Source organism: Methanosalsum natronophilum (assembly GCF_024808815.1).
GTDB classification, from domain to species: Archaea; Halobacteriota; Methanosarcinia; order Methanosarcinales; family Methanosarcinaceae; genus Methanosalsum; species Methanosalsum natronophilum.
This window is the reverse complement of the sequence record NZ_JANUCS010000021.1, coordinates 1-12,725: the sequence shown is the minus strand read 5'-3', so window position 1 is coordinate 12,725 and position 12,725 is coordinate 1. Positions and strand designations below refer to the sequence as shown.

The window sequence follows — 12,725 nt, the reverse complement described above, 5'->3', positions numbered from 1 at the left end:
TATTAATTTGGGTAGGTCCAATTCCATGGAATCATTAGAACAATGGCTCATAAAAACCAGAAGAGAATTTCATCAAATTCCTGAAAAGAGCTTTAACGAATTCAAAACACAAGCACTGATAATTGATATCCTTGACAGTATCGGTATCCCACATAAAAAAGTGGCAGGTACTGGTATTGTTGGTGAAATTAAAGGTCAAAGTGAAGGCAATTGTATTGCTATTAGAGCAGATATGGACGCACTTGAAGTAACAGAAATATTAACGGATAGGAACGTGAATTATATTTCTAAACATCCTGGTCTAATGCATGCATGTGGTCATGATGCTCATATATCTATGGTACTAGGAGTAGGTAAACTACTAAATAAAAGTAGAGATAATTTTAATGGTACTGTAAAACTAATATTTCAACCAGCTGAAGAACTACCTCCAGGTGGAGCAAAACAAATTATACAATCAGGAGTTCTTGAAAATGTAGATTCTATTATTGGTCTACATGTTTTTTCTAATATCGAATCAGGAACAGTTATAGTTAAAAATGGGACACTTATGGCAAGTTCTTGTATGTTCAGATTAAGGTTGTTTGGTAAGGGTGGCCATCATTCTGACAAAGTGTCTAATATAAATCCAATATTATTAGGTGCAGAGTTTATTGATCGTATTCATAAAGAAATCGAACTGTATATCAACAGTTCAGATTATGCCATTGGGTTCGGTAATTTCCATAGTGGTGAACAGTTCAACAGGATTCCCGATGAAGCTTATATTGATGGTAGTATCAGATCATTTTCAATAGAACACAATAAGCAGATAAAACATATTTTTAAGAAAACACTAGATGAGATCATACAGGCATATAGTGACATAACCTCAACTCAAAGAGCCCATTATGAACTTGAGATGAATGAATCATATCCGATACTTTCAAACAATTCACAATATACCGCTGCAGTACTCGATCTATTGGAAATGAAATTTGATAATATTTCATCTAAATATGATAAATTCTTTGGGTCTGAAGATTTTGCTTTTTATTTAGAGAAAATACCAGGCACTTTTTTACTTTTAGGATCCGGAAACGAACAGAAAGATATTTGTGAGTCTAATCATTCAAATAAATTCGATATAGATGAAGATATTTTGATTAAGGGAACAAATATCCTCTATTCTATCGCAATAGATTTCTTAGAATCACCTGAAAAGTATTTGGAATAAATACATTGAGTTGTGTATTTTGCTTGATCGATCAATTAGTTTCATTATCAAGTATTCTTATAAGTGCAATTTCTTCACATTCTGGAAACTTTGGACACTTAATACAACCGCTCCATACCTTATGAGGCAAACTTGATTTATCCACTCTGCTGAACCCATACTTTTCGAAGAATTCAGGTACATAGGATAAAGTAAATACGCGTTTAGCACCAAGAGAATATCCGTCTTCAATACAGGCTTTTAATAAACTACTCCCTATCTTTCGTTTATTGTGCTCTGAAATAACTGCTAAGGATAAGATTTCTGCTAAGTCTTCCCATACAAAATGTAACGCACAACAACCAAGAATTTCTCCATTTTCTTCAAAGACGTAGAAATCTCGAATTGATTCATATAGTTCACTTAAGGAACGTGGTAACATCAACTCTTGTTTTGCATAAGTATCAATGATCCTTTTCATTTGTTTTACATCATTGACTTTGGCTTTCCTGATCAAACACTCAAATCTCCATTAATTAAAAAATAAATTTTAGTGGCGGGCGTGAAGGGATTTGAACCCCTGATTTACAGCTTAGGAGGCTGCCGCCATATCCTGACTAGGCCACACGCCCAATTTAATTATGTGAAATGCAATCAAATATCTTAAACTTTTGGTATTTATTCACGTCACGCCAACCTTGATCTGGTAAATAAAACGGCTATTATTAGTCACGTTATCAAACCAATCATTGTATCTAAATTATCCATAGAATACTTTTTGGAGTTATTGTTATGTTTGTTCCACTTATTCTAATTCATTGTTTTTTATGACATTTTGGTCAATTCCAACATCTTCTGGACCATACCCTAAAGACAATGCTAATAATTGGGTGTAATGCAATACAGGTATCTTGTAATTCTGATTTTGTGTATTATTTATCTCATATTGCCCGCTATCAAACTGCATGTGACAGAATGGACATGCATCTACGATACAATCTATTTCCTTTGAACGTATCATTTTTAATTTATGTTCTACCATTTGAATTGACCTATCATGTAAGCCAGCTCGAACACCACCACCTGCACCACAACATTGATTCTTATCAGGATAACTGATACTGTTTGCACCTGTTGCTTCTACCAACAAGTCGAAGAATACAGGATTTTCAGCACTATCGCCTTTGATCTTTTCAGTAGGCTTGACCATATGACAACCATAATGAACTGCTACATTCACCTTTAGTGGATGTGTTACAAGTTCACTTATTTTATCACTACCAAACTCTTGGCTTAAAAACTCAATAATATGCCTTACTTTAACAGTACCATTATACTCAAGTCCAATCTTTTCCAAGTGCTTATTTACTTGTAATCTCAGTTCTTTATTTTTTCTGTTACTATTATCTAACCTGGAACTTGCTTCATTTAATGATCCAAAACAGCCATTACAAACAGTTAATATGTCTCTATCCATTTTTTCAGCTAATGCAAGATTTCTTGCAGCGATGGTGAGCCATGTCATTTCATCAAATGAGCGAAATACGCCAGGTGCGGGACAACAGGACGCACTTTCAAGCTCAGCAAAATCTATGTCTAGAGTTGCTAAACAAAGGTTAGTGGCCATTTCAATGCCAGGGTACCTGTTAGGTATTAAACATCCAAAAAAAAGAGCTATTTTTCTCATACAAATTTCTCTATTTCTGTCTAAATCTGATCCTCATTGATAATCGTATCAAACCCACATGATTTAAGCAAGTTTTTCACGTCTTTTAATGCACCATCATCTTTTACAACAGTACTTGGTAAACTACTAAGACCCAAACGTTCTCGCTTTTCAATATTCTCTTGATTAATTGGTACTGCATGTCCTGTATCCAATAGATTCTTTATAACCTGCTTATGTTCTGGTTTAATATTACCTTCATGTACAGCTTTTGAACGAACACTGAGCAACCAATCAACTATTTTGATCTGGCGTGGACATCTTTCTTGACAAGAATAACATGTAGTACACATCCAAAGTTCATCTTCATCCAAGACCGGGCGGCCAGAAGCACTCTTTTTGATAAGGGTCCTTATATTGAGTTCCATGAACCTACCAGATGGACAACTACCACTACAAATCCCACATTGCATACATTTTAGAATACTGATATCAGGTAATTCTGACATATTTCCAGTTGAATTTTTCATAGTATATTCCTTTAAACATGAAAATAACATGAATTTACATAACTCATTTTTATATATGAATAAGCTTTGTTAAACATTATGCTACTTTGACTATATAGCTCATTCTTACCATTTGATTAAATGAGTTTTAGACCATATATAGAACCTTACTAGTCAAAAATCACTTCAATCCATATATTTAAAAGTTCTCTTAGATAGCTATATCAATTAAGTCAAATAATAAAGAGATGTCAAAATATTCTAATGAATTGATAAAAAGCAGGCGAAAAATAATGTTAGAGCAACTAATCTTCTTATTTTCAGGCTTAATGCTGATAATTCTTGGATATCTGATAGCATTTAAGAAAAAAATGTGCCTGATATCTGGTTACAATGAAAATAAAGTTAAAAACAAACACGGACTTGCAAAACTGGTTGGATATTTCACAATAATACTAGGTTTGATGACAGCAATAATGCCAATTCTTATCCAGTATATTGGAGAACATGCAATTTGGATATTTTCATTTGTTATAATTGGTGGCTCTATTTTAGTCATTTTAAAGGCACAAAAATACTGAACTATTTTACTAGATATTATGCTAAAATATGGTAAACATTTGAAAATAATAAGATAACTGTTACCTTCAAACTTGTATTTTTTGGCGATAAAGTCTAGTTATCGATAAACTAGACATTATTATGTCACCATTTTGACTGAAAATATCAATTATGCTTAGGTCGTACACTAGTATGCAAAACTTAAATACCTTGCAATACCCATTAAAAGCAAAACGACTGATATAGCAATGAATAAATTTCTTGTATCCTATTGATTTATTTCTTGTTCTTCTTTGCTCACCAAAAATATTTCTAATAAACTTCTAATATTATTTATCAAAGCCACATAGTTAATTTTATATAATATTGAGTAGGTAATAAGATACCGAATACCTATAAATATATGGGCTGATATCTAATAAATTATTACATTCAAACTTTAATTTAAAGATAGTATAATAATTACTTATCATAGTTAAGATATATTCTTAATAAAGTTGGAGTCTAACTTATCTATTAGATGCTAATAAATCAATGAGAGTATGTAATGAACAGCCGTTTAAAATAATGGCCCTTCACTGCTCTTCGAAAATAATGTGGTGAAATAGAGATGTGTGGAATTTTTAGTGTAATTGACCGTAATATGACTAGAATGGATGGATCTAGCATAAAAGCTGCTCTAAGTTCAATGGATGAACGTGGGAGTGGAGAAGGTGCAGGTTATGTAGCCTATGGGATATATCCCGATTTTCCTGATTGTTATGCACTTCACATTTTCTTTGATAACATAGTTGATCATAAATCAAAAGTTGATGAGCTGTTAAGTAAATGGGGAGTTATCATACATCAAGAAGAAATACCAACATATGAACAACCTTCACTTAAAAGGCAACATATACCATGGAGGTACTTTTTCAAACCTTACAAGGACTTGATGGTTGGTAGCTTGACACCTGAAGAGGATATAATCATTAAAACAGTGATGGATATTAATTCTGGTATTGATGGTGCTTTGGTGTTTTCATCAGGCAAGAACATGGGTGTCTTTAAAGCTGCTGGCTGGCCTGAAGATGTAGCCAATTTTTACCGGATCGAGGATTATCGAGGATATATTTGGCTTGCTCATAACAGGTATCCAACAAATACACCTGGTTGGTGGGGTGGTGCACACCCATTTAACTTATTGAATTGGAGCGTTGTCCATAATGGAGAGATCACATCCTATGGAACTAATCGGCAATATGTAGAAAGTAATGGGTATAAATGCACAATGCATACTGATACTGAAGTTGTAGCTTATTTGTTTGATTATCTAGGCAGAAGACACAAACTTACCGAAGAACTTATTGTAAAAGCTTTAGCACCTCCATTCTGGGACGAGATTGATTCAATGCCTCTTTCAAAGAGTGAACTGAATAGAGCAATACGGTTGATATATGGACCTGCACTTATGAATGGACCTTTTGGTATAGTTGTTGCACAGAGTGATGGTATTGTAGGGTTTACTGATAGGATCAAACTTAGGCCCTTGGTGGTAGGGGATGATGGTACTAAGTTATACATCTCAAGTGAAGAAGCTGCAATACGAAGAGTCGATCCAAATATTGGCGAAATTTACATGCCAAAAGCCGGAGAACCTGTTATAGGGAGAGTAGTAAAATGAGTTTGGGTAGTGTACCTTTAAGATATAAGGTTGATATTGATAGGGAACAATGTATGCGTTGTATGCGCTGTGTGGACAATTGTTCTTATGGCGCATTTAGGAACGAAGAAGGTAAACTCATTGTAAACTCTCGTAAATGTACAGCATGTCATCGATGTATTTCTATGTGTCCAAGGGATGCTATTAGTTTAAAGGATCGTCCAGTTGATTATAGGGCACATCCTCTTTGGACAAGTGAGGCACGAGAGGATATTATAAATCAATCTCGTACTGGTAAAATTGTTCTTGCAGGAATGGGTAATGCAAAGGATTTTCCTTCAATATTTGATAGACTGGTCTTAGATGCATGTCAGGTCACAAATCCAAGTATTGATCCTTTAAGGGAACCTATGGAATTGAAAACACATATAGGTAAGAAACCCTCACGATTAGAGTTTGAAGAAACAGTTGATGGTGATATCAAGGTACTCAATGAGATAGCTCCTAACTTGGAATTACAGACACCTATTATGATAGGGCATATGAGCTATGGTGCTATCAGTTTGAATGCACAAAGAAGCATTGCACAAGCTGTAGCCAAAGTTGGCACTTTTATGGGTACTGGAGAAGGTGGTCTTCACGAAAGCATTTATCCCTACCAGGATAACACTATTGTTCAAGTGGCATCTGGTAGATTTGGTGTTGACATAAATTATCTTGAACGTGGTGCTGCAATTGAGATCAAGATTGGACAAGGAGCAAAACCAGGTATTGGTGGTCATTTGCCTGGAGAGAAAGTGTGTTCTGATATATCTTGTACTAGGATGATACCATATGGCAGTGATGCTATTAGTCCAGCCCCTCATCATGATATTTATAGTATAGAAGATTTAGCGCAATTGGTTAGAGGTTTAAAAGAGGCTACTGAATGGAAAAAACCCGTGTTTGTAAAAGTTGCTGCTGTACATAACGTGGCAGCAATAGCTGCAGGAATTGCTCGATCAAAAGCTGATGCAGTTGTTATTGACGGATTTAGGGGAGGAACCGGTGCAGCACCGAAAGTATTCCGTGATAATGTGGGAATACCAATAGAAGCAGCCATTGCGAGCGTTGATAAAAAACTAAATGAACAAGGTATCAGAAACGAAATTTCAATTATTGCCAGTGGAGGTATTAGGAACAGTGCAGATATTGCTAAATCTATAGCACTAGGTGCTGATGCTGTTTATATCGGTACTGCAGCTCTTATAGCGATGGGTTGTAGAGTTTGCGGTAATTGTTACCGTGGGTTGTGTCCATGGGGCATTGCTACTCAAAGAGAAGATCTAGTGGATAGATTGGATATTGATTCGGGTGCACAACAGGTAGCTAACCTGATAAATGCATGGACATATGAGTTGAGTGAATTAATGGGTGCAGCTGGCATCAACAGTATAGAGAGTCTTAGGGGTAATAGGGAACGGTTAAGGGCCTATATGCTTGATGAAGGTATGCTGAACGTCTTACAGGTAAAGCCAGTTGGAGCATGATCGAAATGAAACTTGATAATAAGATTGCAATTGATGCCAATGATATCCATTATACTCAACTGAATAAGCTCATAAGAAAAGCTGTTGCAGAAAAAGCGACTGATATTGTTATAAAAAATGTCTTAGGTCAACGTTTTATAGCCAGTGGTCTTCGAGCAGAAATAAATATCGACATATATGGAGTACCCGGAGGTGATCTGGGTATGTTCATGAACGGTCCCATTTGCAATATTTATGGTAATTGCGAACATGCTCCAGGAAATACGATGGACTATGGTAAAATCATTGTTCATGGTAGTACTGGTGACGCTTCTGCACATAGTATGAGGGGTGGTGAAATGTATGTACGTGATAGAATAGGATACCGCGGTGGAATACACATGAAAGAATATGATCAGAAGAAACCAACGCTTGTAGTTGGCAAATCTGCGGATGATTTCTTAGGTGAGTATATGGCAGGTGGTCTCATTCTTTTACTTGGTATTGGACAAGAAGCACCTTTTTATGGGAGAGGTATAGGGAGTGGAATACATGGAGGTAGAATTGTGATCCGGGGTGAAATTGAAGATAAGTACCTAGGACTGGGTGTTAAAAGGTTAGATATGGATACGAGCTTGTTAAATGAGGTACAATCACGGATCAAAGAATATTGTAACTATTTCAATTTAGATGCAACAAAACTTCTAGATGAAAATTATACCGTGCTTGGACCAGCTAGTAGCAGACCGTTTGCTGGCAAATATACATGGGAGTGATTCGTATGAATGAGAATACGTACCAACAACTTGAAGATGAGGTTTGGACAAAAGGAATTTGTTCTGGATGTGGAGCATGTGTTGCGGTATGTCCACCTCGTTCTATTTATTTTGAAGCAGGGACAGATAATGTATCGCCATTACATAACAATTATTGTAAGTCGGTTAATGATGATGTAAGCTGTGGAGTATGCTATAAGGTTTGTCCTAGAGTTAGTTCACTCGAATCCAAACATGAAGTTGAAGATGAAGATGAAGGTATTTTAGGCGAATATTCTTCTATAGTATCTGGGCGAGCAAGTTTAGATGTACCACGAAGACAAAGTGGTGGTGCTGTTACTTCTATACTTGTGAATGCCTTAGAGGCAGGATTAATTGACTCTGTAGTGACAGTAGCTGAAGATCCGTGGACACTGAAACCATATTCAACGGTAATATCAGATTCAGATATTCTAATTAGTAAAGCAGGTAGTCGATATAATTGGTGGGTTCCCTTGGTTTCTGCTCTTGATGAAGCTGTAACTAAAAAAGAGTATAGCAGAATAGCAATTGTTGGAGTACCTTGTGTAATAGAAGCTATTGATAGGATTAGAAATAGTGATAGTGATCTTTTGGCACCATTTAAGCGTTCTATTAGATTAACTCTTGGATTATTTTGTACTGAGACCTTTGATTACAGGAAATTGGTTGAAAATAAATTGAAGCTGGAATATTCGGTTGAACCTATGAACATCAAAAAGTTTGATATTAAAGGCAAGCTAGAGGTTACCTTAGAAGACAATACCAGTATAAATATTCCACTTAATGAATTGGATGACTGTGTTAGACAAGGTTGTAATGTGTGCACTGACTTTACAGCAACACACTCTGATATCTCTGCAGGTTCTATAGGCAGTCCTGAAGATGCAACTACTCTTATTATTCGTACAGAAGAGGGTAAGAAAGTACTAGATAGTGCAGTAAAGAACAATAGATTGGTTATTGAAGATAATATTGATCTGAAACTAATTGAAAAATTGGCATTGAAAAAGAAAGAAAGATAAGTTACTTGATATCTCACTTTTACTTCCGTTTTAAAAGTAACTTAGGTTTTTTAATGATATTTTCTTTTAGATTGCATTTAAGTAGCGTTTAACTTCCCAGTCATGTACTTGCATACTGTATAGATCCCATTCAGCTTTTGCAAGTCGGAGTATATTATTGACCACATGTTCTCCAAGAGCTTCTTTCATTAAATCATCTTCTGCAAGATATGCACTAGCTTCCTGTAGTGTGGCGGGTAAAGTATCAATACAATGTTTACGAAGTTCAGCTTCATTTAAGTCAAATATATTGATATCAACCATTTCTCCAGGATCGATTTTATTTTCAATTCCTTCAAGACCAGCAGCTAAAATTGCTGCGAATGCTAAGTATGGGTTACATGAAGGATCTGGACTTCTGAGCTCAACACGTGTACTATTACCTCTTGCAGCCGGGATTCTGATCAAAGAACTTCTGTTAGTCCCGGACCATGCAATATAGACGGGTGCTTCGTAGCCAGGTACTAGTCTCTTATATGAGTTAACTATTGGATTTGTGATAGCAGTGATAGCTTTCACGTGCTTGATAAGCCCACCAATGAAATATCGTGTAGTGTCACTTATCTCCATATCGTCATCAGGGTCATAGAACGCATTCTTGTCACTCTTTTCCAGAGATAAATTGACATGCATCCCAGAACCATTTTCACCATAGATCGGTTTTGGCATGAAAGTTGCATGTAATCCATTCATCTTTGAAATTGTTCGAGTAACATATTTAAAAGTCATTACATTGTCAGCGGTAGTCAATGCGTCACTGTACTTGAAATCAATTTCATGTTGACCAAAAGCCACCTCGTGATGTGATGCTTCTATATCAAAATTTAAACTTGTTAATGTTAATACAATTTCTCTTCTAATATCCTCAGTTAAGTCTGCGGGTGCAAATTCGAAATATCGCCCGAAGTCGTGAGGTCTTGTTGTGGCCAGTCCCTCCTCCTTTTCAAATAAGAAAAATTCAAGTTCGGGCCCAACATTGAACTCGAATCCCATCTTTTTCGCTTTATCCATCATTTTTCTAAGAACGTACCGCGGATCACCCTTAAAAGGTTGACCATCTGGCATGTACACGTCACATACCATTCTTGCGACAATGTCCTTATCACTCCATGGGAGTATTGCGAAAGAGTCAGGATCTGGTTTTAATATCATGTCAGATTCGTCGATTCGTACAAAACCTTCAATTGAAGATCCGTCAAAAGATATACCAACATCTAAAGCTTTATTGATCTGAGTTACTGGTATTTCAACGTCTTTGACAACACCTTGTATATCAGTAAACTGTAGTCTTATAAATTTTACATTGTTAGCTTCTATTGAGTTGAGTACTTTTTCTTTAGTAGTACCAGTCATAATTATATCGCCTGCATTTGATTTTAATTCTTGTTGATTAAATTAGATTTATATATGTTATAATTAAGAATTTTATGGTTATTTAATTTTTTTATACAAACATTTTGAATCGCATTCTTTATTCAATATATCATACTCACATCCAAATGATCCTGTTGAATCATTGTCCCATTCTAATTGGAAAAGTTCTGATATGTATTTGGTCGCTTCTCCAATTGCCAATCTTATTGCCTTTTTACAACAACGGGCTCCACCAGCATCTGCGATTTCATTAAGTGTCTTTGCCGTGACCCACATGGAATGTGATCTTTGTTCAGGTGTTAATGGAGTAGCTTCAGTTAAAATACTTAAAGCAATTCCCGCTCCCACAGATGCACCACATGCACCAAAGTATCCACAATATCCACCAGGTACAGTTTTACCGCGTTTAATAGCTTCAATGATATTTTCGCTATTTTGTATGCCAACACGGTTTTGATATGCTGTCACAAGTGTAGCTGCAACCAGTGCATGGTGTTCAGGACCATGCATTGGAACTCTTTGGTGCCGCATTATAGTTTCAGCAATCTCAAATGGATTATCTTGTGCAGTATTAAGGCAATAGGTATGGATAATATCTATTGAATCCTTTGAATGACATTCATTACATACATAATGACCATTCTTGCAATATAATCGAGTATCTTCTTCATGCCCACAATAATGACATTTGGCATTTACAGATTCGTTCTCGTATTTGATCTCGCTATTACATATCATGCAATTAGATCTGGATTTAGACGCAGTGTCAAGATTTATCATTATGCATGTCCCATTTTAAAAATAAATAAATGTTTAAATTAATTCTAACTTTAGATATATTCAAAGGTTTGCTTAATTTGTTAAAAAAATAAATGTGATTTATAATTGAAATTTATTTGTTATAACTAACTTATTCATTGACCCATGCTCTCAGCTCTTCGAAAAGATATTTTTCAGCTTCTTGAACTCGATCAAGAGGTCCTCTTAATGCTATAACATCTCTTTCATTACTTTCAATTATATTTACTGTGATTGACCTGTCAACTGGTTCTAACTCGAATTCTTCAACAATATCATATATGATATAAGATGGTGTCCCCGGTGGAATTATTAAGTCATAGAGATCTTCAATCTCGTCACTTAAACCTTCATCCACAGTTTCTTTTTTTTCCTTTTCAGCTATGAGGTCATCAATTGATAACTTTTTTCCCATGAGTATCCCTTCTATCATTGTATTTTTATTATAATATATTTGCGATTGGTTATTTTTTGGTATAGCAGTTAGTACTTAAATCAAAAGACATAAGTATAATTCATATTTATTAACCGTTGGTAACGAGGTTGTAATAATGCAAGCATACAAACTAAAACGTGGTTATAGTCCTGACATTGAGAGGATACAGTCACTACTTGAGCAGCATTTCCCTTCAGAGATTAAAGAAAATAATGGTAAACTTGTAACCTCATATGGAGCAATTTCAGAAATGGAAGTGTGGATTGAAGATAAAAAGCTTTTAGTGGATACTGTATCTGATACGGACGTGTCTGATGAGAACATTGTACTTGACACAAATAAAAAGTTCAGGAATTTTTTAAATGATGCGACTGGATATACTGCTAAGGAATGTGTCAAGCAAGCAAAAAAGAATGTAACTAAATAAAAAATAAGATTATAAATGGCTTTCCTTGAAGAATTGAAAGAGTTTGACATTCCTACATGTTTGAGGGTATGTTCTGGCACTGATGGATCAGTAACGTTCTTGCTTGAAATAATGACAAGAGAAGACGTATCTGTGATCACTGAATTTCAGGAGGTAGTTAGTGCCGATGAAGAACAGGCATCTATCTTGGGTATAGAAGTTGGAGAAAATATAAATTATCGTACTGTCACATTACTAGCGGGCGATGTAAGATATGTACATGCAACTTCATTATCACCTCTTTCAAGAATGCCTCTGGAAATGCAACAGGATCTAATACGTGCAGACATTCCAATTGGGAAAATATTAAGGAAACATGGAATTGAAACACGAAGGGACTTTGATTCCATAAAAATTGAACAAGGAACTGAACTGTTTGGTGCTACTGAGATATTATCTCGCACTTATCGAATTATGCATCAAGGGTTCACATTAATGTGGATCTATGAAAGTTTCCCTGTAGATGACAGATGGAAACTTTGAAAACATCAAGTTCAACCGAAACCTTCATAATTGATTTCAACCATTTGGTGGAATCAGCTCCATTTCTTAAACAGAGCCTCGGTGGCTTAGGGGCATAGCGCGTCCTTGGTAAGGACGAGGTCGCGGGTTCAAATCCCGCCCGAGGCTCCTTAAAAACAATATCAAGCCTGATACTTTCACCCCGCTAACATCGGGACTAAATAGAATAAAAAGAAGGTATTAGGTATGA

Annotated in this window: 14 protein-coding genes and 2 tRNA genes; 9 read left to right on the top strand and 7 right to left on the bottom strand. The window is 35.6% G+C overall.

All coding sequences use genetic code 11. The annotated features are described in order from the left end of the window. The first annotated feature begins 25 nt into the window (after positions 1-25). Complete coding sequence (locus tag J2T59_RS09315; protein WP_259135663.1) at positions 26-1,216, top strand: M20 metallopeptidase family protein; 1,191 nt, start codon at positions 26-28, stop codon at positions 1,214-1,216. A 31-nt stretch (positions 1,217-1,247) separates the two neighbouring features. On the opposite strand, the gene J2T59_RS09310 is transcribed toward J2T59_RS09315, so the two are convergent. From J2T59_RS09310 to hdrC, 4 genes are all read right to left on the bottom strand, one after another. After that, the gene (locus J2T59_RS09310; protein ID WP_259135662.1) at positions 1,248-1,712 is read right to left on the bottom strand and encodes an N-acetyltransferase; all 465 of its coding nucleotides are present in this window, start codon (positions 1,710-1,712) and stop codon (positions 1,248-1,250) included. A gap of 37 nt (positions 1,713-1,749) precedes the next feature. Next, a tRNA-Arg gene (locus J2T59_RS09305) sits at positions 1,750-1,827 on the bottom strand. Between the two features lie 173 nt (positions 1,828-2,000). Then, on the bottom strand, positions 2,001-2,882 hold the full coding sequence (hdrB, locus tag J2T59_RS09300; RefSeq protein WP_259135661.1) for a CoB--CoM heterodisulfide reductase subunit B: 882 nt from the start codon (positions 2,880-2,882) through the stop codon (positions 2,001-2,003). Between the two features lie 20 nt (positions 2,883-2,902). After that, positions 2,903-3,391, bottom strand: coding sequence for a CoB--CoM heterodisulfide reductase subunit C (hdrC, locus tag J2T59_RS09295; RefSeq protein WP_259135660.1), 489 nt, complete (start codon positions 3,389-3,391; stop codon positions 2,903-2,905). A gap of 272 nt (positions 3,392-3,663) precedes the next feature. On the opposite strand from hdrC, the gene J2T59_RS09290 reads away from it, so the two are divergent. The 5 genes from J2T59_RS09290 to J2T59_RS09270 all read left to right on the top strand — a co-directional run bounded on the left by J2T59_RS09290 (position 3,664) and on the right by J2T59_RS09270 (position 8,900). Next, positions 3,664-3,951 (top strand): DUF3784 domain-containing protein, encoded by a 288-nt coding sequence (locus tag J2T59_RS09290; protein WP_259135659.1) that lies wholly within the window; start codon positions 3,664-3,666, stop codon positions 3,949-3,951. 590 nt (positions 3,952-4,541) lie between these two features. Continuing rightward, positions 4,542-5,594, top strand: a complete 1,053-nt coding sequence (locus J2T59_RS09285; protein WP_259135658.1) for a class II glutamine amidotransferase — start codon at positions 4,542-4,544, stop codon at positions 5,592-5,594. After that, on the top strand, positions 5,591-7,102 hold the full coding sequence (locus J2T59_RS09280) for a glutamate synthase-related protein (RefSeq protein WP_259135657.1): 1,512 nt from the start codon (positions 5,591-5,593) through the stop codon (positions 7,100-7,102). The genes J2T59_RS09285 and J2T59_RS09280 overlap by 4 nt, the downstream gene beginning before the upstream one ends. 5 nt (positions 7,103-7,107) lie before the next feature. Beyond that, positions 7,108-7,857: a GltB/FmdC/FwdC-like GXGXG domain-containing protein gene (locus J2T59_RS09275; protein WP_259135656.1), complete on the top strand. Its 750-nt coding sequence runs from the start codon at positions 7,108-7,110 to the stop codon at positions 7,855-7,857. 5 nt (positions 7,858-7,862) lie between these two features. Then, entirely contained in the window at positions 7,863-8,900 is a 1,038-nt protein-coding gene (locus tag J2T59_RS09270) for a Coenzyme F420 hydrogenase/dehydrogenase, beta subunit C-terminal domain (RefSeq protein WP_259135655.1), read from the top strand. Positions 8,901-8,966: 66 nt separating this feature from the next. Here the strand turns inward: J2T59_RS09270 and glnA are convergent, their stop codons facing one another. The 3 genes from glnA to J2T59_RS09255 all read right to left on the bottom strand — a co-directional run bounded on the left by glnA (position 8,967) and on the right by J2T59_RS09255 (position 11,526). Next, positions 8,967-10,292: a type I glutamate--ammonia ligase gene (gene glnA, locus J2T59_RS09265; protein ID WP_259135654.1), complete on the bottom strand. Its 1,326-nt coding sequence runs from the start codon at positions 10,290-10,292 to the stop codon at positions 8,967-8,969. A 78-nt stretch (positions 10,293-10,370) separates the two neighbouring features. Next, positions 10,371-11,093, bottom strand: coding sequence for a DUF5714 domain-containing protein (locus J2T59_RS09260; RefSeq protein ID WP_259135653.1), 723 nt, complete (start codon positions 11,091-11,093; stop codon positions 10,371-10,373). A gap of 130 nt (positions 11,094-11,223) precedes the next feature. Further along, complete coding sequence (locus J2T59_RS09255) at positions 11,224-11,526, bottom strand: hypothetical protein (protein ID WP_259135652.1); 303 nt, start codon at positions 11,524-11,526, stop codon at positions 11,224-11,226. A 136-nt stretch (positions 11,527-11,662) separates the two neighbouring features. Between J2T59_RS09255 and J2T59_RS09250 the strand changes: the two genes are divergently transcribed. The 3 genes from J2T59_RS09250 (at position 11,663) to J2T59_RS09240 (ending at position 12,643) form a co-directional block, all read left to right on the top strand. Beyond that, entirely contained in the window at positions 11,663-11,974 is a 312-nt protein-coding gene (locus tag J2T59_RS09250; RefSeq protein WP_259135651.1) for a DUF5611 family protein, read from the top strand. Positions 11,975-11,989: 15 nt separating this feature from the next. After that, entirely contained in the window at positions 11,990-12,496 is a 507-nt protein-coding gene (locus J2T59_RS09245; protein ID WP_259135650.1) for a chorismate--pyruvate lyase family protein, read from the top strand. Between the two features lie 75 nt (positions 12,497-12,571). After that, a tRNA-Thr gene (locus J2T59_RS09240) sits at positions 12,572-12,643 on the top strand. The last annotated feature ends 82 nt before the right edge of the window (positions 12,644-12,725 follow it).